Raw genomic sequence first — 21,213 nt, 5'->3', positions numbered from 1 at the left:
TTGTTTCCTTTCAAATCACCTCTCGGAGACTACCTCAGTGTCAAAACGCAGAGTCGTGGTGACCGGCTTGGGGATGCTTTCCCCGGTGGGTAACACTGCCGAATCCAGCTGGCAAGCACTGCTCAACGGGCAGAGCGGCATTTCCCTTATCGATCACTTTGATGCCAGCGAGTTCGCAACCCGCTTCGCAGGTCTGGTCAAAGATTTCGATCCCGAGCAATACGGCATCAACCGCAAAGAAGCCCGCAAGATGGATCTCTTTATCCAGTACGGCGTGGCGGCGGGGATCCAGGCGCTGGATGATTCCGGCCTGATCATCAATGAAGAGAATGCCGAGCGTGTCGGCGTGGCGATTGGCTCCGGTATCGGCGGTCTGGGTCTGATTGAACAGAACCACAGCAGCCTGATCAACGGTGGCCCGCGCAAGCTGAGCCCCTTCTTCGTACCGTCCACCATCATCAATATGGTGTCCGGTCATCTCTCCATCATGAAAGGTCTGCAAGGGCCGAACATTGCCGTGACCACCGCCTGTACCACCGGTACCCATGCCATCGGCATGGCGGGTCGGATGATCGCTTACGGTGATGCGGACGTGATGGTGGCCGGCGGCACTGAGAAAGCCTCCACCCCGATGGGGATGGGCGGTTTCGCGGCGGCCAAGGCGCTCTCCAACCGCAATGACGAGCCGCAAAAGGCGAGCCGTCCGTGGGACAAGGATCGCGACGGTTTTGTGCTGGGTGACGGTGCCGGTGTGCTGGTGCTGGAAGAGTACGAACACGCCAAGGCTCGTGGCGCCAAGATTTACGCCGAGCTGGTCGGTTTTGGCATGAGCGGCGATGCCTACCACATGACTGCGCCTCCCGCTGATGGCAACGGTGGCGCCCGCGCCATGAAAAATGCCATCAAGGATGCAGGCATTGTTCCCGAGCAGATTGGTTACATCAACGCCCACGGCACCTCCACCCCGCTGGGTGACGTTGCCGAGCTGCGTGGCATGAAGTCGGTGTTTGGCGAGCATGCCACATCCCTGATGATCAGCTCCACCAAGTCCATGACCGGTCACCTGCTGGGCGCAGCCGGTGCCATCGAGGCGATCATCACAGTGTTGGCTCTGCGTGATCAGGTGGCGCCACCCACCATCAACCTGGACAACCCGGATGAAGAGTGCGATCTGGATCTGGTGCCCCACGTGGCCAAGTCAGGCAGCTTCGAGTACGCCCTCTCCAACTCGTTTGGATTTGGCGGCACCAATGGCTCGCTGATCTTCAAACGCGTATAATTTGCCGCAGGGCAAAGACACAGGCCCGATACTGCCGGTATCGGGCCTTTTTTATCGGAGGGATCCCTTTGCTTATCAATGGAATGAAGCTTGATACCATCTCGGCCCATGATCGGGGGCTGGCCTATGGTGACGGTCATTTCACCACCATGGCGGTCAGGGATGGTCGTGTGTTGCAGTGGCCTGCCCATCTTGCACGGCTGCAGCAGGCCAACAACTGGCTGGGATTGGCTGATCCTGACTGGGGTCTGTTGAGCCAGGAGGTTGAAGAGATGGTGGCCAACCAGCCACAATGCGTGGCCAAGGTGATCCTGACCCGCGGCGAGGGTGGCAGGGGCTATGATGGCAGCGGATGTCAGCACTCGACCCGCATTGTCAGCCTGGCGCCATTTCCTACCCACTATGGCCAGTGGCAACAGCAGGGGATTGAGATGGTGGTGTGCCGCCAGCGGATCGGCGATGCGCCCATGCTGGCCGGGCTTAAAACCTTGAATCGTCTGGAGCAGGTGTTGCTGAAAAGCGAACTTGTCAGCCGTGATGCAGTCGAAGGGATAGTGCTTAACAGCCGCGGTTTTCTGACCGAAGGGGTCAGTGCCAATCTGTTTTGGCGTCGGGGCAAGACGGTGTTTACGCCGGATCTGGCCCGCGGTGGTGTCGATGGCATCATGCGCCGCCAGGTGATGGCGATGCTGAAACAGATGAGTATTGAGTTGCGTGTGGTAGAGGCTCCGCTGGAGTCACTATGGCAGGCGGAAGAGGTGTGGCTCACCAATACCCTGATGGGGGTGGTGCCGGTCAACGGCATCGAGGATATTCATTATCCCGCAGCGGTATTGAGTCGCCGTTTACAGGAGCGTTTGGTCATTGAAGTTTAATCGGCTTTACACCCTGCTCGCGGGGGCGGCACTGACTGTGGCCGTCGCCGGGGGCTATGTATATCACAAATGGCAACAGGTGGAGACGCTCACCAACAAGGGGCCGACCCGGCTCTATACGGTGGAGAAAGGCGCCCATGCGGCGCGCCTGATCGCCGAACTGGGGGAGGGGGAAACCAGCCCGTGGGCGGTGCGGCTCTGGCTGCGCGGCCATCCCGAACTGGTGGCCATCAAATCGGGCACCTACGAGATCAAGGAAGGGGCACCTCTCAAGGAGACCCTCTCTCTGTTTGCATCGGGCAAGGAGTTTCACTTCAGCCTCACTTTCGTTGAAGGCTCCCGTTTCGAGGATTGGCAGAAGCAGCTCGCCAGCGCTCCTTATCTCGAGCGGTTGACCGTTGAGCAATCCGAAGCCGATCTGGCGCAGGAGCTCGGCATCGAGAATGGCAAGCTGGAGGGGTGGTTCCTGCCGGAAACTTACGCTTATACCACCCATGCCAGCGATCTCTCGATCTTGCGCCGCGCCCATCAGGATATGGAGACCTTCCTGCAGCAGAGCTGGGAGAAACGTCAGGCCAACCTGCCTTACAAAACGCCCTATGAGGCGCTGATCATGGCCTCCATCATCGAGAAAGAGACCGGCCAGCCGGATGAGCGGGCGCAGATCGCCTCCGTATTCGTCAACCGTCTGCGTCTGGGCATGAAGTTGCAGACTGATCCAACCGTCATTTACGGGGTGAAGGATCGCTACGATGGCAACATTCGCCGCAGTGATCTGACCGACAAGAATCCCTACAACACCTATGTGATCGACGGTCTGCCGCCCACGCCTATCGCCATGCCGGGCAAGGCCTCCATCGAAGCAGCGCTCAACCCCAAATCGACTGACTATCTCTACTTTGTCGCCAAGGGGGGCGGTGCCCACTATTTCTCCAAGACCCTCGATGAACACAATCGGGCGGTTCGCGAATACATATTGAAGAAATCCTGATGTCTAAATTTATTGTTATTGAAGGTTTGGAAGGGGCAGGGAAGAGCTCTGCCGTACGTTACGTCACAGACTATCTGCAACACCACGGCATCGACCGGATCGAGTGCACCCGCGAGCCGGGTGGTACGCCGCTGGCCGAGCGGATGCGTGCCATCGTCAAAGAGGTGCACGACGAGCGTCTCACCATCGAAGCCGAGCTGCTACTGATGTATGCCTCCCGGGTACAACTGGTGGAGACCCGCATCAAGCCCGCGCTGGCCGATGGTGTCTGGGTGGTGGGAGATCGCCACGATCTCTCCTCCCAGGCTTATCAGGGCGGTGGTCGCGGTATCGATGCCCAGCTCATCGGTGCCATCAAGCAGGCAGTGCTCGGCAACTTCAAGCCGGATCTCACCCTCTATCTCGATATCGATCCCGCCCTTGGCTTGCAGCGCGCTCGCCATCGTGGCGAGCTGGATCGCATCGAACTGGAGCAACTGAGCTTCTTCGAGCGTACCCGAGCGCGTTATCTCGAACTGGCCGCCAAGGATGATTCCATTGTGGTGATCGATGCGGCGCAAACGCCGGATCTGGTCAAAACAGCCATCGAGCGTGCATTGGATCACTATCTGTCGAACGAGCCGCTATGTATCCCTGGCTGATCCCCGACTGGCATGCCCTGAGCCTGACGGCCCAGTCAGGTCGTCTCGGCCACGCCTGGTTGCTGCTCGGCGATCCCGGTCTTGGCAAGGAGCAGCTGGCCGAGCGGCTGGCGCGTTTGCACCTTTGCCAACACCCCGATCGCGGAGAACCCTGCGGTCACTGCCACTCTTGCCAGCTGTTTGACAAGGGTAACCACCCGGATCTCGGCACCATCGCTCGCGACAGCAAGACCATCGGGGTCGAGGCCATTCGCGAGATCTGCACCCGGCTGCAGGGCTCTGCCCAGCTCGGCCGCGGCAAGGTGGTGATCATTCCTGATGCAGAGCGGATGACCGAATCGGCGGCCAACGCCTTGCTGAAAACCCTGGAAGAGCCGGCCGGGGACAGCTTGCTGTTGCTGATTGCCTCCCAGGTTTCGCGGCTGCTCCCCACCATTCTCAGTCGCTGTCATAAACATGTCTGTCAGTTGCCTGCGGAAGGGGAAACGGTACGCTGGCTGGCCGAGCAGGGTCATCAGGCCACGTTGGCTCAGGTGCGGATCTGTCAGGGGGCCCCGCTGCGGGTACTCGACTATATCGAGCAGCAACAGGACGGTACTCGCCGCGAACTGCTGGAACAGTTTGTCGCCCTGAGTCAAAGTCCGGTCAAGGCGACGGCACTGTGCAGCCAGCTGGGTCAGGAGACGCAGGTCAGGTTGCACTGGTTGCAGCTCTTCTTGTGCGATGCCCTGAAAACTCAGGCCGGATGTGGTCACCATCAACTGGCAATGCCGGATCTGGCAATCTTGAGTCAGCGGTTGGCGGAGCAGCACTCCAGCGAAAAACTGCTGGAAGCAGAGCAGCAGTTGGTTGCCCTCAAGGCCGCTTGCCAGCCGGGACAGCTCTCCAATCCCACCATCCATTTGATGAACTGGCTCAGTCGCTGGTTATAAGTACCGACAAGCAGAAAGGTTTTATATGTTACTCGTTGATTCCCACTGTCATCTCGATCGCCTCAGCTATGGCAGCAAGCAGACCAGCATGGCCGATGTACTGGCCAAGGCCGCGAAACTGGATGTGGGATATTTTCTCTGTGTCAGTGTCACTCAGGCACAATTTCCGACCATGCTCGAGGCGATTGCCCCCTATCCCCAGGTGTTTGCCTCTTGCGGGGTACACCCGCTCAATCAGGAACCCGGTGTGGATGCCGCCCTGTTGCTGACCCAGGCGGCAGATGAGAGAGTGATCGCCATCGGCGAGACCGGTCTCGACTACTTCTACTCCCCCGAGAACAAAGAGGTACAGCAGGCTTCCTTCCGCGAGCATATCCGGGTTGCCCGCGCCCTGAACAAGCCGCTGATCATCCACACTCGCGATGCCCAGCAAGATACCTTGCAGATCATGCGTGAAGAGGGAGCTGATCAGGTTGGCGGTGTGCTGCACTGCTTCACCGAATCCCTCGAGATGGCACAAGCGGCGATGGCGATGGGCTTCTATATCTCCATCTCCGGGATCGCCACCTTCAAAAATGCGTCCGCCTTGCAAGCCGTGGTCAAGGCACTGCCCCTCGAGCGATTGCTGGTCGAGACCGACTCGCCCTATCTTGCTCCCGTTCCGCATCGGGGGAGGGAGAACGAACCCGCCTTTGTGCGTGATGTTGCCCAGTTTATTGCCGACCTGCGTCAGATCCCGCTTAGCGAATTGGCAGAAGCGACCAGCCGAAATTTCTTTGAACTGTTCAAGCTGGCGAAAAAATAACACAGAAGCCCCGTTGTCCGGGGCTTCTTTTATTTCAAATGCCAAGCTGATTACCCACCTGAATATCAACTCCGCACTACGTTATCTCTCACATATTCAGCCAATTCAATTCCTTCATCCATACAAAACTGGGTCGAATAATATTCCGATGTTTCGTCTATTCACCGTGGCCAAAGGGTATTAAAACAGCATGCTATAAGTATCGATAATATTCATTATCGATACTTGATGTGTATGAAGGATCCTGTAAGATCCTCTCAAACTTCATATGAATCATAGTGTTCCGTGGCATATCCAACCTTGTCCAGTCCGGCTCATCAGTCACTGCAGACTGTCTTCGATGCACAGCTAAATAGTCGGGCACGCCGCTTTTTACGCAGTGCAAAAGCGGATTCCACCCTCAATGCCTATCAGGCGGATACCCGTATTTTTGTCTTCTGGTGCCAATTGCACGGGCTGGATCCGCTGCAAACTACCCATCACGACATCATGAACTTTCTGGCAGATCAGGCCGATGGCGTATTGGCCGACTGGGTATGGCTGGATAAAGAGGAGGGGAAGGGGGAGCTGCGTAACGGTGAACCTAGAAAACCGGCAACTCTGGTAAGGCGTCTGGCGGGGATCCGTTATGCCTTCAAGCAGAAAGGCATTCATCCCATGCCCACCGAACATCCCGAAATCAAGGAGATGATGCGCGGAATTGTCAGATTGGGAGATAACCGCAAGCGCAAAACAGGTGCCCTGACATTGCAACCATTGACCCAGGTGCTCGATGGCATCGACACCCACGATCTGGCGGGATTGCGCGATCACACCCTGCTACTGCTGATGTTCAGTGGCGCCTTGCGTCGCTCGGAAGCGGCGCGAATTGAAGTGAGCGATCTCGATTTTGTGGGGCAGGGGATCCGTCTTCGTCTCAAACCGAGCAAGCATCAGCTGCATGAAACCGAGATAGCCCTGATCCCGGGCAAGCACTACTGCCCCGTATCGGCACTGCAAAACTGGCTGCACAAAAGCCGGATCAGCGAGGGGCCGCTGTTTCGGCGCATGAATCGCTGGGGCCAATTGATGGCCGAACCACTCGGTCCCCAGGGCATCAATCTGATGATCAAGCGGCGAACCGGTCAAGCCATCGACAATCTCTACGTCAGTGGCCACAGCCTGCGCCGCGGATTTATCACCTCGGCAGTCACTGCTGGCAAACCGATGAACAAGATCATCGAGGTGACACGCCACAAGGATATGCGGACCCTGCAAGAATACTTCGATGACGCCCATAAGTTCTCCGATCATGCTCTCGACGGCTTGCTTTAACACGACTGCGTCACTTCATTTTTTATGTTAAATGATATCTTGTTGATCTGATGATATATTTGCCACGCAAACCAACAGCCCAAGATGGAAGGGGCATCTTCCAATGAATAAGGGCAGGTGATGAGAGATAACAAATCCGGAATTTGGATATCGCAAGGACATATGAGCCAGGAAATGACAGTGCGTGAAGAGCAAGAAGCGGCCCCACAAAACAATGCCGAACGGCAGCGCCAGCATGTAAAACGCAAGCAGGAGACCCACACCCGATTGCAATGCTGGATCAGCAATCGCCATGCCGAGCGATTGGCTGCTCTGGGTATCCATCTCGAAGATAGTCAGGCATCACTGGTCGAACAGGCGATCGATCTGCTCTATCAACATGAGCTGGGCAGGGAACCCCTGTTTGAAAACAGAGTGTCCACACAGGTCGAAGAGACTGTTGAATAGAGCCAAGAGTGAAGCAACGGCCATTTGATAAGAGATAAAAAAAGCCAGGTACGAATTCCTTGTACCTGGCATAGGGGAATTGGCTCCTTGCAGAGCCGTGCGCTAACTGGTGTTCGGATTGCCTTAAGCTTAGACAAGGCTCAAGGCTTTTCAAGATCCCGATAAAAGTTCAACCGCAGTGTGGGTATCCAGACTCGTTCAAGTGCTTATGCACCGAACAACCCACTATGCATTGAACAGATTGTTGTCACGCACCAGCTCGCGGGGGAGGGCATTCTTGACCCGACTGCCAACCCATTTCCCCATTCCCAGGGTATGCCCCTGATAGCGGACGATCACCTCGCCAGCGCCAGCATCCTGCTCTGGCCAGACATCCCGCCCCATCATGAATTCCCGCGCATTGGCGCTGTCCAGTTCGACCACGCCCTTGCTCGCTTGATCACCATAGGCCAGCGCCCACTCATGAGTGAGGCGATAGCCTTTCTTGAAGGTCTCGGCCAGCTTGATGCCGATGCGATCGAAACGCAGCTTGCCCTGTACCTGATCAAACCGCTTGGGGAAGAGCCAGATCTCGTCATTGCGACCAAACAGCTGCCCTTGAGGCGTCACACCAAAGTTGGCTTCAATGTCGCGCAACATGGGTTCCGCCTCTTTGGCCGGTAGCGGCGCAAAGGGGAATTTGCCGAGCTTGCCCGGCTTGAACATGGTGTTGGGCACCGAGTGATGCTTGCGCAATCTGGCGACGAAAAAGCCTTCACTGTCGAAGATCTGGGGCCAAACGTGCAGGTATCCTTCGGATGTGCAGGCCAGCTCTGCATGAGGGAACAGGTCGGCCAGCGAGTCAAAACTCAAGGCATCGCCAAACTTGTCCAGCAGGGATTGGCAGACCGCCTGATTCTCCTGCTGACTCAAGGTGCAGGTGGAGTAGACCAGTACGCCGCCCGGTTTCAAGGCATGGAAGGCGCTCTCCAGCAACCCTTGCTGCACCGCCGCGATTTCGTCGATGCTCTCGATGCTCCAGTTGCGCAGGGCATCTTCATCCTTGCGCACCGTCCCTTCGCCGGAGCAGGGTGCGTCGAGCAGGATGGCGTCGAAGGTCTCCGGCAACCACTGGCCAAACACCTTGGCATCAAAATGGGTCATGCCCACATTGGTCACACCGCAACGCTGGATGTTGGCGCTCAGCACCTTGAGCCGGCTGCTGGAAAACTCGTTGGCAACCAGCATCCCCTGATTGTTCATCAGGGCGGCGATCTGGGTGGTCTTGGAGCCGGGGGCCGCCGCCGCATCCAGCAACATGCCGTCCGCTTTGATCTTGTCGCTGGCAAAGAGCGCCGTCACCGGCAGCATGGAGCTCGCTTCCTGAATGTAGAACAGCCCGCTCAGATGCTCGGCGGTGTTGCCAAGGGGGACGGTTTCATCGCTGCGGGTCAACCAGAAGCCGGTGTCACACCAGGGCACCGGGTCGAGCTGCCAGCCCAGTGGCTGCATCAGCGCGACGAAGTCGGAGACGGCGATCTTCAAGGTATTGACCCGAATGCTGCGGCGCAGCGGACGTCGACAACTGGCCACAAACTCATCCATCGAGAGATGGGCCGGCATGATGGCCGCAATGTGGCGTAAAAAGTAGTCGGGAAGGAAGGTGTTGTCGTGCACGGTGCCGTCTCGTTGACCGAAAATGAGGGGCGATATCCTACCACAAGGCTAGGAATATTCTGAATCTGAACACCGTCAACAGGCCTCGGAATATAAAAAAGCCCGGCGCGAGGCCGGGCTTGGAGGATATACGCAAAGGGGAGGGATCAGGGCTGGATGCGCGGGCTCCACTCCAGCCACTCTTTCTCGGCTTTGCCGTAGAGCGGATAGCTGTGGCCCGCCTTGACGGTCGGTCCCATCTCTTTCTCCGGGGTATTGAAGGCGATGCCGCCAGCCAGCAGGCTCTGCACGGTTTCCACTTCGATGGTGCCGCCGGTCAGGCCGATATCCGCCTTGACCCCGGAGACATTCCAGAAACGGGAGTTGGCCCGCACCAGATGGGCGTACTCTTTCTCCACGCTGACGTCGATCACCACCTCGCTGCCATCCCGAGCCAGCGCCACCTGGGTGACACTGCCGACCACCATCTTGCGAAACAGCAGCGGGCTACCGACGCTCAGGCCATTGACGGAGGGGCTCTTGAGGGTCAGGGCCAGACCCACCGGGCCAACCTGACTCAAGGGGAAGCGATCTTTGCCAGCGCCTTTACCGGGTTGTGCTTCTACGAACGCCCCCTTGATCAGGGTATCGAGGTGCGCAACACCGCCCAGCCCCAACTTGGCTTGCACCAGGGTAAAGCGGGCGCCGGATTGCAGGAAGCGCTCGGCGTAGTGACCATCGAGCTCCGCCTTGAAGATCACCTGGCCCAATGACGGCTCCAGCTCAATCTCTTCAATTTTGCCGATATCGACCCCGCGATAGCGGATCGGGCTGCCAATCCCGAGCCCCGGGTTGTTATCAGCGACCAGAGAGAGGGTGCGTACTTTCGCACGGGCCTGCTCTTTACTGTCAAACAGCTGATGGCTGCTACGGCCATTGACCAGCCGGTCGAACTCGATGGCACCGCGCAACAGGGTCGCCAGATTACCGACCTTGACCTTGACGCCATCAATCCCGACCCGGGTATCGATGGCCGCTTTCTTCCAGAATTGCGGTTGTTGGGCGAGGAGGGGGGCATACACGCCATCAATTTCTAGCTCGATCTCGACCCCCTCTTTGGCGGCGCGCAGCTGTTTGACCTTGCCCGCTTCCAGCCCCAGATAGAGCACGGGTGAGCCAATGCCGATGCCATCGGCCTGATCTGCCTTGAGCAACCAGCGCTGGGGCTTGGCATCACGGGTACCAAGCAGAGCCAGCTCCTGACTCGGGTAGAGACGATTAATCCGCTCGCCACTGCTGGCCTGGAGCAGCTTGATCCCGCCTCCCAGCCAGGCACTGGCCGGACTGGTTTCTACCTTGATACCGCTCAGATCGGCATCGATCTGCAGCGGGGCCGCGCGATAGAAGCGGGCACGGTTGAGCAGATGGCCGTAGTTCGGCGCCATCACCAGCTCGACACTGGCATTGCCGCGCGCATCCAGAGTGAGCTGGCTGATGCGGCCCACTTGCAATCCCTTGTACCAGACCGGCGCATCCTGATTGAGCCCCGCCAGATCGTCAGCCTGCAGCGTCACCTTGGTGCCACTCTGGGGGGCGCGATCGGTCAGGGTCATCTGGTGTGCCGGTTTGCCCGCCACATAGTCAAGGCGAATGGCCGGGCCGGAGAGCAGGCGATCCGCATGCTGCACGCCGGTCGCGGAGAGGGCGACACTCTCCCACACCAACTGGCTCTTGTCGGTAATGCGGTAAGCCTGCTCCGGGTTGATCAGCGCCGTTACCACCCGTCCCTTGTCGGTGAGACGAATGGGGTCGATACGACCAATCTCGATCCCCTCGTAGAGGATGGGCATCCCCTCCTTGATCGGGAGATCGCCTGCAGCTATCTCGATGCGCTCGCCGCGCGCCGCTTCCGCCAGCCCTTTGTAGAGAGTGAACAGCTGCCCTTTTTCCGGCTCTGGTGAATCCTTGGGCGAATCAAAGGCGATGCCACCGCTCAGGATGGAGGTGAGGCTGCCAGCCTCCACGCTCACCCCGGCCAGACTGAAGGAGCCCTTGATGCCGCTGATGTTCCAGAAGCGGGTGTCGGCTTTGACCAGATGTTCGAAACGCGGCTCGATCACCAGATCCAGAATGACGTTCTGGTTGTCCTGACCAAGGCGGGTATTGATGACGCTGCCCACCTCGATGCCGCGGAAATAGAGCTTGGCGCCAATCCCCACCGAGCCCAGCGAATCGGCAGTCAGGTGCAGCATCCGCCCTTGAGCCTGATAGCCGGGGGGAGGACCCTCCAGCGCATCGAAGGTCTCCTCCAGCGGATTGCTTTCACGCCCCGGCTGCAGGTTGATGTAGTTGCCGGAGACCAGGGTATCGAGGCCGGAGATCTCGGTCAGCGATGCCTTGGGGCTCACCAGCCAGAAATCGGATCCCTTGCGGATCAGCGGTCTGGCACGGCTGTCAATCTTGGCCATGACCGCAATCTTGCGACCATCTTCGGCCAGCTCCAGCTCCTGCACCACGCCGATGGCCACCCCCTGATAACGAATCTGGGTTTTGCCCGGCAAGATGCCGTTGCCTTGCGCGAAGTTGATCTGGATAAGCTGGCCACGGCTCAATACCTGCTGATAGAGAAAGCCACCTGCCAGCAGCAGGGCAATCAGGGGTAACAGCCAGACCGGCGATAACCAGCGACGCTTTTCAATGACGGGTTCAGCCCCGATCATACCGACTCCTTATTGGCTGGATTAAACAGCACATCACACAAAAACAGAGAATTCATCAACGGGCCGCCTTGTCCCACAGTAAACGGGTATCGAGCATGCGGGCCGACATCATGGTCAACACCACCACACCGGCAAAGGCGGTGGCACCGGGGCCTGCGCGAACACTCAGCAGGACGCCCCGATCGACCAGCGCCACCATCAGCGAGATCACGAACAGGTCCAGCATCGACCAGCGGCCGATAAAATCGATCACCCGGTACATCACCAGCTGGCGCTTGCGCCGCACCGGTTTGGTCCGCTGCAGTTGCCAGCAGATCCAGCCCAGCCCCAATATCTTGCCCACCGGCACCAGTATGCTGGCGGTGAGGACGATAGTGGCAATCCCGCTCATTTTGCTGCGATAGAGCATCATGATACCGCTGAAGATGGTATCGGATTGCAGCAGCCCCTTGTTATAGAAGTGGGTAATGGGCAGCAGGTTGGCAGGCAGCAACATGAAGGTGGCGAGAGCCAGCAAGCCCCATGACCAGGCAAGGGAGCGGGGGATGCGCACCTGCAGCTTGCTGCCGCAGCGGGGACAAACGGCGTGGAACCGATAACGGACCAGCAGGCCGCAAGTTTGGCAGCCGCACAGCCCCATCTCACGGGCGCTGGTCATGTTCCGGCTCCTTTAACGGGATCCGCGCCCAGTAGGGGGCGGGGTCAAACAGGATCAGCAGGGTCATGTTAAGCAGCATCAGAATGCCGAGGCTGAGCAGCCCGCCACCGAGGCGCACATCGGCGATATCGATCAGTTTGAACAGGGCGACCAGCAGGCTGACGATATAGACCTCCAGCATGGCCCAGTGGCGAAACACCTCGACCATCTTCAAGGTGGGCGCAAGGATATGCCAACGCTTGGCCATGCCAGATGCCAGCGCAAAGATCCCCGCCAACAATCCTACCGGCGCCAGAACGGCGCACCAGAGCACCAAAGAGGCCACCCAAAACTCCCCTTCGCCAAAAAGCACCAGGATCCCGCGCAGCAGATCGGCATCGGAGTTGACCCCCGCCAGCCGCAGATAGATCAGCGGCTCAAAAAACGCGGAGGGCAGCAACAAAAAACCGGTGATGGTCAGCGCCATCAACTGGGAGGGACGAAAGGCATAACGGCCATAGAGATGCTGGTGACAACGTGGGCAGTGGGCATGACGACGCAACGGCAGCGCCTTGCGCTGGATCAGCAAGTCGCACGCCGGACAGACAATCACGGAACCGGGCTCCATCATACAATTCAACCTGTTGAAGGAATTGGTGAAATTTACCCTAAAACCGGTTTCCTGTCTTGCCTGCGGCCGGAATGTTACGAAAGTATAATTGACGTTAACGTAAACGTGATATTAGATAGCCAGACTAGACAGGTGAAAGGAGTCATGATGTCCAGTTTGTCCCCCTCGGCAGGCCTGCGCTTTCGCACCGCCCTCGCCAATGAACGGCCCCTGCAGATCGTCGGCACCATCAATGCCTATATGGCGCTGATGGCCGAGCGCAGCGGTTTTCAAGCCCTCTATCTCTCCGGTGCCGGGGTGGCTAACGCCTCCTACGGCTTGCCGGATCTCGGCATGACCTCCCTCAACGATGTGCTGATCGATGCAGAACGGATCACCGCGGCCACCCGGGTGCCGCTGCTGGTCGATATCGACACCGGCTGGGGTGGGGCATTCAATATCGCCCGCACCATTCGCGCGTTCGAGCGGGCCGGGGTTGCCGCCGTTCATATGGAAGATCAGGTGGCTCAGAAGCGTTGTGGTCATCGCCCCAACAAGGCGGTGGTGTCGTTGGAGGAGATGTGTGATCGGATAAAAGCAGCAGTGGATGCCCGCGAGAATAGTGAGTTTGTCATCATGGCGCGTACAGATGCGCTGGCGGTGGAAGGGATGGCGTCGGCTCTTGAGCGCACCGCCGCCTATGTGGCCGCCGGGGCCGACATGATCTTCGCCGAGGCGGTGACCGAGCTTGCCCAGTATGACCAGTTCAGGCAGGCGGCTGGAGTGCCGATCCTCGCCAACATGACCGAGTTCGGCAAAACCGAGCTGTTTGACAAGGAACTGCTCGCTGCCCACGGCGTCGACATGGTGCTCTACCCCTTGAGTGCCAACCGCGCCGCCAATCAGGCCGCCCTCAACGTCTATCAACATATTCGCCAGGATGGCCATCAGCGAGCCGTCGTGGCGACAATGCAGACCCGGGAGTCGCTCTACGACTTCCTCGGATATCACCACTACGAGCAGACACTGGATCGTCTGTTTACAGCCAAGGAATAGGAGGCAGCTTATGGGACAGCAAAAACCGTTGGGCGGGGCAGGTCTGCGCGGGCAGAGTGCGGGGGAGACCAGCATCTGCACCGTGGGCAAGAGCGGTACCGGTCTTACCTATCGCGGCTACGACATCAAGGAGCTGGCCGATAGCGCCCAGTTCGAGGAGGTCGCCTATCTGCTGCTCAAGAGGGAGTTGCCCGGTGAGCAGCAGCTTGACGCCTACAAGCGCGAGCTGCGTCGCCTGCGCACCTTGCCCCAGCCGCTGCTGGAGGTGCTGGAGCGTATTCCCGCCGATGCCCATCCCATGGATGTGCTGCGCACCGGCTGCTCCATGCTCGGCGATCTGGAGCCGGAAGAGGGTTTCGAGCATGAGCATGAAGTGGCGGATCGGCTGCTGGCTGCTTTCCCGGGCATTCTGATCTACTGGTACAAATTCAGCCATGAAGGGGTCCGCATCGCCCTCGATACCGATGAAGAGTGTATCGGTGGCCACTTTCTGGCGCTGCTGCACCAGAAAGCGCCGAGCGAGCTGGAGCGCCGGGTGATGCATGTCTCCCTTATCCTCTACGCCGAGCATGAGTTCAACGCCTCCACCTTTGCGGCGCGGGTTTGCGCCTCGACCCTTTCCGACATGTTCTCCTGCATCACCGCCGCCATCGGCACTCTGCGCGGCCCGCTCCATGGCGGCGCCAACGAGGCAGCCATGGCGATGATCGAGCCCTGGCAGGATGAGGCCCAGGCAAGGCGCGAACTGCTGGCCAAGTTGGCGGCCAAGGAGAAGATCATGGGCTTTGGCCACGCCATCTACCGCTCCTCGGATCCACGCAACGTTATCATCAAGGCGTGGTCGGCCAAACTTGCCGAAGCGGTAGGGGATAATCGCCTCTATCGCGTCTCCTGCGAGGCGGAGAAGGTGATGTGGGAAGAGAAAGAGCTCTTTCCCAACGCCGACTTTTTCCATGCCAGCGCCTATCACTACATGGGGATCCCGACCAAGTTGTTCACCCCCATCTTCGTCTGCTCGCGGGTCACCGGCTGGTGCGCCCACGTGATGGAGCAGCGCGAGCACAACCGGATCATTCGCCCGAGCGCCGATTATGTCGGCCCGGCCCCCCGTCATTTTGTCTCCCTACAACAACGATAAGGAAGTCACGATGTCCGCCAACGTCGACGTCAACCACAGACCCGAGCCCGATCAGGTGCTGGTCGATATTGCCGATTATGTCTGCAACCACCCCATCACCAACCTGGCGGCTCTCGACACCGCCCGCTACTGCCTGATGGATACCCTGGGCTGCGGCCTGCTGGCCCTGCGCTTCCCCGAGTGCACCAAGCACCTTGGCCCCATTGTGCCGGGCACGCTGGTACCCCATGGCGCCCGGGTGCCCGGTACCCAACTTTGCCTCGATCCGGTTAAAGCGGCATGGGATATCGGCGCCATCATCCGCTGGCTCGATTACAACGATACCTGGCTGGCCGCCGAGTGGGGTCACCCCTCAGACAATCTGGGCGGCATTCTCGCCACCGCCGACTGGCTCTCCCGTACCCGCGTGGCCGAAGGCAAGGCGCCGCTCACCATGAGCGATGTGCTGGTGGCCATGGTCAAAGCCCATGAAATTCAGGGGGTGCTGGCGCTGGAGAACTCTTTCAACCGGGTCGGTCTCGATCACGTGGTTCTGGTCAAGGTTGCCAGCACCGCCGTGGTGACTCATATGCTAGGGGGAACCCGCGATCAGGTGATCGATGCGGTCTCCCAGGCCTGGGTCGATGGCCAGAGCCTGCGTACCTACCGCCATGCCCCCAATGCGGGGTCGCGCAAGAGCTGGGCGGCGGGGGATGCTACCTCCCGCGCAGTGCGCCTCGCCCTTATCACCATGAGCGGCGAGATGGGGTATCCCGGCGTACTGAGCGCCCCCAAGTGGGGTTTCTACGACGTGCTGTTCAAGGGCAATCAGTTCGCTCTGCATCAGGGGTATGGCAGCTATGTGATGGAGAACGTGCTGTTCAAGATCTCCTATCCCGCCGAGTTCCATGCCCAGACAGCGGTGGAGTGCGCCATGAAGCTGCACGAGCAGGTGAAGGGACGGCTGGACGAGATCGACCGCATCGAGCTCACCACCCATGAGTCGGCCATTCGCATCATCAGCAAGGTCGGTGCCCTCAACAACCCCGCCGATCGGGATCACTGCCTGCAATATATGGTGGCGGTGCCGCTGATCTTTGGGCGCCTGATCGCCGAGGATTACGAGGATGATGTGGCCGCCGATCCCCGCATCGACGCGCTGCGTGGCAAGATGGTGGTGCAGGAGGACAAACGCTACAGCCGCGAATATCTGGAGGCAGACAAGCGCTCCATTGCCAATGCCATCCAGATCTTCTTCAAGGACGGCTCTCACACTGCCAAGGTCGAGGTGGAGTACCCGGTCGGCCATCGTCGCCGCCGGGAGGAGGGGATCCCGCTGCTGGTGGAAAAATTCCAGCACAATCTGGCCACCCGCTTCCCGACCAAACGGGTCAGAGACATTCTCGCCCTCTGTCAGGACGGGCCGCGCCTTGCCGCCACCCCGGTGCATGCCTTTATGGATCTGCTGGTGATCTGACCGATCTCATATCGGCCACGGCAAACAGCTATAAACGAACAGCGGGCCCATCGGCCCGCTTTGTCATTCTGGCGATTAATCCTTCACCGCAACACTAGGCCAGCACACTGCTGTCGCCGTTAAAGAGCGCCGTCATGATCGCTGTCTCACGACTGGCGATGGTCTCGAGAAACTCGTTAGCTCGCCCCATCTTGTGACACACCTGATAACCCCGCTCGACAAAGGAGAAGAGCTCGCCCAACCCAGCCAGATGGGCGGGCCCTGACACCAGCTTGAGGGTTGCGCCCAGCAGCGGCTTTCTCGCCAGCCTGTCCAGCGTCATGCCAAGCTCGCTTACCAACACAATCTGATGTTCGCGGCGCGCCTGCTCGCCCACGGCGCGATAGGCGATAGCGTAGTGCTCCGCAGTAATGGGGTTGAGCCCGTTAATGCGCCGCAGCGCCACCACCATCAGGTAGTCCAGCTCCTCGGAGAGGGCATCAAGCTCGATCGCCTGTGCCAGCACCTTGAGGCCGGACTCAGGCAACAGTCGCTCGGCGGTCGGCATCACCCGCATCACGTCCGCATCGCGCCGGGCACAATCCCCCGGGCCATAGAGATCGGTCAGGAAAAACTTGGCGGCAGGGCCGTAGCGGTCGCTCTCCAGCAGATCGCGATGGGTACGCCCCAACCTGTCGGCCTGCCACTGGCGCAACCGGTCCCGATCCTGCTGGTCTTCCGGGTGAGCCCGCATCTGCTCGCGCAAGGCCGCGACCCGATGGAGCTGGCGGTAGAGCCGCCCCAGGGTGCTATTGTCATCGTGGGCATCTTTTTGATGGGTCATCTACCGCTCTCCGGCCTTGGGCCCATTGATGGGAAAATTGAGAAATAGCGATACAAGTGAATGAAAAACAAGCAGCTTTTTCTATCAGTTTGGCGACAAGTGTAGCGTGCAAGGGGGAGGGAATAAATGCCGTGCGCCATTGAGGGCGTTCATCGTCATCCACTCTGTTAAGTGAGTCCCATTTATGTGAACCATCCTTTCACTTGTTGTGAACATGTGTTTAATATCAATAAATATCTTATGACCCAGAGTAACTACCATGTTCTTCTACGACTCCCTCGCTGGCAGCAGCGCACTCTCCACCATTCAGGTCAGTCGTCAGCATCCGCTGGGACTGGCCGCCGCCCGACTCGCTGCCGAAGCCATCGCCCAGGATATGAGCGAGAGCTATCAACTCGACTGCGAATGGGCAGATGAAGATGAGACCGAGCTGCGCTTTCGCGGCTCGGGGGTACATGGCACTCTCACCCTGGACGACGATACCCTGGAACTGGAAGTGCATCTTGGCTTGATGCTGTTACCGGTACGCAGCGTACTGGAACAGGAGATCCTCGATTATGTGGAAAATCGCTTACCTTGTCCCAAACGTGTTTAAAACTTTTCGTAGCACTGGCATTAAATAAACCTGTGGTGAACGATGACTGTTTTAAATAAGTAGGCAAGCCATATCGGTTGCCAACGTGATTAACCGGCGATATCCGAATTCTGTTTTGTACGTTATTCGTCATTTCTATTTTCATATTTCGAGTCGGCACTCGCTATTGTCATCTTGATTACCCAATGCTCTCGTCCGGATATGAGGGCATGAGCAACTTGCCGCCTCGGTAAATTCATTTTGTAGGGAAACAACCATGCCACCGAGTGAATTTATCTCCTGCGTCGATACCGCCTGGTTACGCATGGACAGACCCAACAACCTGATGCAGATCATCGGCGTCCTGATGTTTGAAGGGGAGCTCGATGAGGCGCGGTTGCGGGCCGGATTACGCCACACCATTTCGGTGCAACCCCGCTTCCACCAGCGGGCCGTGCTGGAAGGGGGCTCCTACTACTGGCGCCATGACCCCGATTTCGATCTCGATCAGCACCTCAAGCGGGTGATCCTACCGGGTAATGCAGGCAAGCTTGAGCTGGAGAAGCTGGTGGCCGATCTCGCCTCCACGCCGCTCAACCACCAGCGCCCTCTATGGGACATGCACCTGACCGACACCTCGCTGGGCGGGCAAGCACTGGTGGTACGCATTCACCACGCCATGGGCGACGGTTTCTCGCTGGTGCGGGCCATGCTGACCATGATGGATAACACCCCGCAAGGCGCACCACGGCCACCGTCACCTGAGCCACTGGATGACAGTGAGGATGAGGAGGCAGACGACAGCCACCACGGCAGCCGACTGGTGCGGGCCGGTCTCAAGCTGACCGGCACCCTCTGGTCCAAATATGTCGAGGTGGTCACTCATCCCACCAAGGCGGTGGATTACCTCAAGACCGGGCGGGATCTGGCAAGCGAGCTGTGCAATATCGCCACCCTCAGTGATGATTCGCCCTGCCGCTTGCGGGGCAAAACCGCCAGTACCAAACGGGTAGCCTGGTCGGAGCAAATTGATCTGCCGGATATCAAGGCGGTGGGCAAGGTGCTCGGCTGCTCGGTCAACGATCTGCTGATCGCCGCGACCGCCGGGGCGTTTCGCCACTACCTGCAAGAGAAGGGGGATGATGCCAACAAGGTCAAGATCCGCGCGCTGGTGCCGGTCAACATGCGTGCGCCGGACGACGAGGGGGCGCTGGGCAACCGCTTCGGGCTGGTGGCCCTGGACTTGCCGCTGGATGTCGAGCATCCACTGCAACGGCTCTATACCGTGCGAGATCGGATGCAGGCGCTGCGCACCTCGCTGCAACCCGTGGTGGTGCTCAATCTGTTGCATGCCCTTGGTATGGCCCCCAATGCGGTGCAGCAGCAGGCGCTCGAGCTGCTCACGGCCAAGGCCAGTGCGGTGATCACCAATGTCCCCGGCCCGCAGCAGACGCTCTATATGGCGGGGGCGCGGCTGCGCCAGCCGCTGTTCTGGGTGCCGCAATCGGGGGATATCGGCGTCGGCGTCTCCATCCTCTCTTACGATCACAAGGTGCAGCTTGGCCTTATCACCGACAAGAAGCTGGTGCCGGATCCGGATCGGGTGGTGGCGCGTTTTGCGGTGGAGTTTGAACAACTGTTGTTGCTGGTGCTGATGGAGCCGGATCTGCTGTTCGATCCCCATGGACTGGATGCCCTGCTCGGTTGATTGACGCTGAATCGACTGGCGACAAGTCGTTCAACCACACTCAACAACCATCAGCAAAGAGGCCAACCCGCGGGTTGGCCTCTGTTTTGTTATCTATGAATGGCGGGGATGGCGGTTAATCTTCCAGCTCCTCGCGCGCCGCCTCCACATCGAGGCGCTCCATCGCATCCACAGGTTTACACTCGGCCGCTTCGGCATAGAGGGCTTCGGCGGCTTTCAGGCGGCTCTTGCCGTGCAGCATCACCTGGGCGTTGGCGTACTCCATGCGGGCGATGGCGGAGTCGGGGATGAGCGCCAGCGCCTCCTTGAAGTGACGTTCTGACTCCTCTTTCTTGGCGCCATAAGTGAGGCCACCAATCATGGCCCCCAGCTTGTCGACAATCTCGGCGTGCCAGGCACCGAACGCGATATGGGCTTCGGCGTGGTCGGGCTCAAGCTCCAGCGCCTTCTCAAGGCTTGCCTTGATCTTGTCGCCAATCCCCTGCGAGAGGGCCTTGGTGATGGAGATGACCTGACTGTAGCGACCGAGCGCCAGGGCGTGGAAATACCAGGCATTGACGTTATCGGGCTGGCGCTTTTGCAGCTTCTCGGCATGGCTGGCCGCCCGCTCGAAGGCGGCGCGCTTGGCGTACTTGTCCTCCAGCAGATAGCTGGCGTGGATCACCAGCGCCTTGTTCGCCACATTGAGGCCCGCCTCTGTGGCCGCTTCGCCAAGGGCAACGGCCTTGGCAAAATCGCCGGCATGATAGGCCCGCCAGGCATCCTGAACCTGCTCGTCTTCCGGCCAGGGTTCGGCATCCCCCTGATGGAGGCGATCCCAGTTGTCCGCCAGCTTCTGGCCAGCATAGTCATAGGCCGCGTCCACGTAAGGGAAGGGGACAAATTCGAGTTGTGAAGTGGTCATGCATATTCTCCCTGTCGCATGTGAATCAAACCTTGTCGGTGTAGTGGTGGGCGAGGGCGCCCAGATGAGCGCGGGCATCGGCCCGCAAATAGGGGGCGACCAGCTGCATCACCTGAACGACGCCGAGGGCGATATCGGCATCCGCCTTGGGGTGCAGTGCCCGCTGGTAAGAGATCCAGAATGTGCCCACCAGCGCCACATTGGCCGCCAGGGTGCGCATCTGTTGCGCCGTGCCCTCCATCAGCCCGGCCGTTTGCAGGTGATTGCAAATGGCGGCTGCGGTCTGCTCCTTGCGGCGCAGCAGGGCGGAAAAGCGCTGCTCAACCTGATGATAACCGCTCATCAGGGTCGCGATATCGTAGTAGAGGAAACGGTACTGCCAGATGGCCTCAAACATCAGATGGAGGAAAAGCCAGATATCTTCCGCCTCATCGGAGGGGGTCGTGACCGCATCCAGCAGGCGATCCATCTGCTGCTCGAATTCGCCGAACAGGGCGTTGACGATCTCCTCCTTGTTGTGGAAGTGGTAGTAGAGATTGCCCTGGCTGATTTCCATCTCGGCCGCAATGGCCGAGGTGGTGACGCCGGGTTCGCCCTGCAGGTTGAAGCAGGCGAGGGCAGTGGTCAGGATCCGCTCCCGGGTACGGCGTTTGGGTTTGCGATCCATG

Annotated in this window: 20 protein-coding genes; 13 read left to right on the top strand and 7 right to left on the bottom strand. The window is 59.2% G+C overall.

Translation table 11 applies throughout. The annotated features are described in order from the left end of the window. Nucleotides 1-37: 37 nt before the first annotated feature. The 8 genes from fabF to I6G90_RS05300 all read left to right on the top strand — a co-directional run bounded on the left by fabF (nucleotide 38) and on the right by I6G90_RS05300 (nucleotide 7,284). Entirely contained in the window at nucleotides 38-1,279 is a 1,242-nt protein-coding gene (fabF, locus tag I6G90_RS05335; RefSeq protein ID WP_197930086.1) for a beta-ketoacyl-ACP synthase II, read from the top strand. Nucleotides 1,280-1,347: 68 nt separating this feature from the next. Beyond that, nucleotides 1,348-2,154: an aminodeoxychorismate lyase gene (pabC, locus tag I6G90_RS05330; protein WP_197930084.1), complete on the top strand. Its 807-nt coding sequence runs from the start codon at nucleotides 1,348-1,350 to the stop codon at nucleotides 2,152-2,154. Continuing rightward, nucleotides 2,144-3,145 (top strand): endolytic transglycosylase MltG, encoded by a 1,002-nt coding sequence (gene mltG, locus I6G90_RS05325; RefSeq protein ID WP_042062905.1) that lies wholly within the window; start codon nucleotides 2,144-2,146, stop codon nucleotides 3,143-3,145. The genes pabC and mltG overlap by 11 nt, the downstream gene beginning before the upstream one ends. Then, entirely contained in the window at nucleotides 3,145-3,786 is a 642-nt protein-coding gene (gene tmk, locus I6G90_RS05320) for a dTMP kinase (protein WP_111809294.1), read from the top strand. The genes mltG and tmk overlap by 1 nt, the downstream gene beginning before the upstream one ends. Then, nucleotides 3,771-4,718 (top strand): DNA polymerase III subunit delta', encoded by a 948-nt coding sequence (gene holB, locus I6G90_RS05315; protein ID WP_058051953.1) that lies wholly within the window; start codon nucleotides 3,771-3,773, stop codon nucleotides 4,716-4,718. The genes tmk and holB overlap by 16 nt, the downstream gene beginning before the upstream one ends. Before the next feature lie 25 nt (nucleotides 4,719-4,743). Then, the gene (locus I6G90_RS05310) at nucleotides 4,744-5,523 is read left to right on the top strand and encodes a TatD family hydrolase (RefSeq protein WP_042062902.1); all 780 of its coding nucleotides are present in this window, start codon (nucleotides 4,744-4,746) and stop codon (nucleotides 5,521-5,523) included. A gap of 285 nt (nucleotides 5,524-5,808) precedes the next feature. Further along, nucleotides 5,809-6,837: a site-specific integrase gene (locus I6G90_RS05305; RefSeq protein ID WP_232254413.1), complete on the top strand. Its 1,029-nt coding sequence runs from the start codon at nucleotides 5,809-5,811 to the stop codon at nucleotides 6,835-6,837. A gap of 162 nt (nucleotides 6,838-6,999) precedes the next feature. Then, complete coding sequence (locus tag I6G90_RS05300; protein WP_197931161.1) at nucleotides 7,000-7,284, top strand: RepB family protein; 285 nt, start codon at nucleotides 7,000-7,002, stop codon at nucleotides 7,282-7,284. A 225-nt stretch (nucleotides 7,285-7,509) separates the two neighbouring features. Here the strand turns inward: I6G90_RS05300 and rsmF are convergent, their stop codons facing one another. From rsmF to I6G90_RS05280, 4 genes are all read right to left on the bottom strand, one after another. Then, complete coding sequence (rsmF, locus tag I6G90_RS05295; protein WP_197930082.1) at nucleotides 7,510-8,940, bottom strand: 16S rRNA (cytosine(1407)-C(5))-methyltransferase RsmF; 1,431 nt, start codon at nucleotides 8,938-8,940, stop codon at nucleotides 7,510-7,512. A 146-nt stretch (nucleotides 8,941-9,086) separates the two neighbouring features. Then, nucleotides 9,087-11,639, bottom strand: coding sequence for an MlaD family protein (locus tag I6G90_RS05290; protein WP_197930080.1), 2,553 nt, complete (start codon nucleotides 11,637-11,639; stop codon nucleotides 9,087-9,089). Between the two features lie 55 nt (nucleotides 11,640-11,694). Next, complete coding sequence (locus I6G90_RS05285) at nucleotides 11,695-12,297, bottom strand: paraquat-inducible protein A (protein WP_042655792.1); 603 nt, start codon at nucleotides 12,295-12,297, stop codon at nucleotides 11,695-11,697. Further along, nucleotides 12,281-12,907 (bottom strand): paraquat-inducible protein A, encoded by a 627-nt coding sequence (locus I6G90_RS05280; protein WP_058051958.1) that lies wholly within the window; start codon nucleotides 12,905-12,907, stop codon nucleotides 12,281-12,283. Before I6G90_RS05280 ends, I6G90_RS05285 begins: the two co-directional genes overlap by 17 nt. A gap of 147 nt (nucleotides 12,908-13,054) precedes the next feature. Between I6G90_RS05280 and prpB the strand changes: the two genes are divergently transcribed. Genes prpB through I6G90_RS05265 form a run of 3 tightly spaced genes read left to right on the top strand, consistent with a single transcriptional unit; the run spans nucleotide 13,055 to nucleotide 16,536 of the window. Further along, the gene (gene prpB / locus I6G90_RS05275) at nucleotides 13,055-13,942 is read left to right on the top strand and encodes a methylisocitrate lyase (RefSeq protein ID WP_197930078.1); all 888 of its coding nucleotides are present in this window, start codon (nucleotides 13,055-13,057) and stop codon (nucleotides 13,940-13,942) included. 10 nt (nucleotides 13,943-13,952) lie between these two features. Continuing rightward, nucleotides 13,953-15,080, top strand: a complete 1,128-nt coding sequence (gene prpC, locus I6G90_RS05270; protein ID WP_197930076.1) for a bifunctional 2-methylcitrate synthase/citrate synthase — start codon at nucleotides 13,953-13,955, stop codon at nucleotides 15,078-15,080. Between the two features lie 10 nt (nucleotides 15,081-15,090). Next, entirely contained in the window at nucleotides 15,091-16,536 is a 1,446-nt protein-coding gene (locus I6G90_RS05265; RefSeq protein WP_197930074.1) for a bifunctional 2-methylcitrate dehydratase/aconitate hydratase, read from the top strand. Nucleotides 16,537-16,630: 94 nt separating this feature from the next. Here the strand turns inward: I6G90_RS05265 and I6G90_RS05260 are convergent, their stop codons facing one another. Continuing rightward, complete coding sequence (locus I6G90_RS05260) at nucleotides 16,631-17,359, bottom strand: FFLEELY motif protein (protein ID WP_197930072.1); 729 nt, start codon at nucleotides 17,357-17,359, stop codon at nucleotides 16,631-16,633. Between the two features lie 259 nt (nucleotides 17,360-17,618). On the opposite strand from I6G90_RS05260, the gene I6G90_RS05255 reads away from it, so the two are divergent. Then, nucleotides 17,619-17,954 carry a polyhydroxyalkanoic acid system family protein gene (locus I6G90_RS05255; protein ID WP_182937426.1) on the top strand — a complete coding sequence of 112 codons (336 nt, stop codon included), beginning with the start codon at nucleotides 17,619-17,621 and terminating at the stop codon, nucleotides 17,952-17,954. Nucleotides 17,955-18,210: 256 nt separating this feature from the next. Beyond that, nucleotides 18,211-19,641, top strand: coding sequence for a wax ester/triacylglycerol synthase family O-acyltransferase (locus I6G90_RS05250; protein WP_197930070.1), 1,431 nt, complete (start codon nucleotides 18,211-18,213; stop codon nucleotides 19,639-19,641). Between the two features lie 115 nt (nucleotides 19,642-19,756). On the opposite strand, the gene I6G90_RS05245 is transcribed toward I6G90_RS05250, so the two are convergent. Together I6G90_RS05245 and I6G90_RS05240 are read right to left on the bottom strand one after the other, a co-directional pair. After that, nucleotides 19,757-20,545 carry a tetratricopeptide repeat protein gene (locus I6G90_RS05245; RefSeq protein WP_139409124.1) on the bottom strand — a complete coding sequence of 263 codons (789 nt, stop codon included), beginning with the start codon at nucleotides 20,543-20,545 and terminating at the stop codon, nucleotides 19,757-19,759. Nucleotides 20,546-20,570: 25 nt separating this feature from the next. Next, entirely contained in the window at nucleotides 20,571-21,212 is a 642-nt protein-coding gene (locus tag I6G90_RS05240) for a TetR/AcrR family transcriptional regulator (protein WP_197930068.1), read from the bottom strand. Nucleotide 21,213 lies beyond the last annotated feature (1 nt).

The organism is Aeromonas allosaccharophila (assembly GCF_016026615.1).
Classification (GTDB): domain Bacteria; phylum Pseudomonadota; class Gammaproteobacteria; order Enterobacterales; family Aeromonadaceae; genus Aeromonas; species Aeromonas allosaccharophila.
This window is presented reverse-complemented; position numbering and strand designations above follow the sequence as displayed.